Source organism: Psychrobacter sp. FME6 (assembly GCF_014861365.1).
Taxonomy (GTDB): Bacteria; Pseudomonadota; Gammaproteobacteria; order Pseudomonadales; family Moraxellaceae; genus Psychrobacter.
In genome coordinates, this window is sequence record NZ_RRYW01000197.1 from 1 (window position 1) to 1,348 (window position 1,348).

Here is a 1,348-nt window from a genome sequence, read left to right on the forward strand (position 1 = left end):
GAGTCATTATATCATTTATCAATAAGTTATATCAACACACTATTAAAACAGAGCCATTTTTTAGTATCATTCGCACCATTTCAACACGGCTTTTTTCAAGCAGTGTCTGCAAGCTTGGGCTAGGTAAATTAGTATCGTCCGTCATATTCACTCGCTATAGTTATTTTAATGATTAGTGGATTGCTTTGTATGTAAATACTGATCCCTGCAGTTAATCTAATAGAAATTAACTTGGGAGATTTTAATCACACAGCTCGATAACCCTGTGCTGTGGGTTTGATAGTGATTAAGTTCATGTCCAATACTAGCAGATTAATGCCTGTATAGCGCACCGAACATAGATAGAATATGTATGGTAAGTACACCATGAAGTACACTGAAATTATTTCCATAGTTCAAACTCTTATTATCATTGGCCTACAGCCAAAGGTTCAAGTCCTCACTAGGGAACCGAACCAGTGAAAATATATGACTGGTTCTCCATAGTTATAAGTTAAACAATAACTAGGAAATTATTTTTTGAATAGGAAGCGTCAGTAACTCTAGGCAATCACTAGAGCCTATCCCAGATTCTGTGTAACCGCTATTTACTCCCGATCAATACTTACACAGAATCTGGGATGAGCTCGTATTGAACTGCACCACCTATCACCCACGCAAATCCTGATTATTCTCATAAGCAGAATAGCTATTATCGTCTAATAGAGAATCCTGTTCCCCATGATTAGTAGCGGTATTAAATGACGGCTGTTGATTGTTTATAGCCTTACTATTTTCAACACTGATACTTTGATCAGTAGCCTCTTGATTGTTTTCCTTTGCTTTAGCCACAAACGGATCTACCTCCTCCTCCAAACTCATATCCCCGCCCAAACTCTCAATCATACTTTTAAATAAATGCTTATCAGATGTCCTTGTCAAAAAGTCCGGAAAATTCATCGCAAAATAATCCTGAATCATTTTTTCATCATCGCCTTTAGCCGCTAAGATCTGACCTAAGAAAGCACCCATTAATATTTTTTGTTTGTTCAAGCGTTTATCTAACTTTACCTTCTGAACCTTAGCTTGGCGTTGTAACTCTTCTAACCGTTGACGTTCTTTTAAATCATTGGCACCTTGATCATCAAAAATAGAGGTAGGCGCTTTATTAGTATTAGCTGACATCACATTTTCCTTCGTAAACAATATTTTACTAACCATAGCAACTCGTATCCAAACATTCAATAACTTATGATATGCTTTAACATAAAACGATCTGAATTCTAAGTTATTCTATTTTATTGTTTGATGGTGGCGTCCCCCTGACTAAGGGCGAAGTAACGACTCAAAATTTAATCTATCCACTTCG

General features: G+C 36.6%; 1 protein-coding gene. It reads right to left on the reverse strand.

The genetic code is table 11. The features are described from left to right. Window positions 1-648 precede the first annotated feature (648 nt). Window positions 649-1,164: a hypothetical protein gene (locus tag EI162_RS14190; protein ID WP_192524944.1), complete on the reverse strand. Its 516-nt coding sequence runs from the start codon at window positions 1,162-1,164 to the stop codon at window positions 649-651. Between the last annotated feature and the right edge of the window lie 184 nt (window positions 1,165-1,348).

Coding starts and splice junctions, on each gene's coding strand:
- EI162_RS14190 (WP_192524944.1), bottom strand. CDS start 1,164: ATGTCAGCTAATACTAATAAAGCGCCTACCTCTATTTTTGATGATCAA.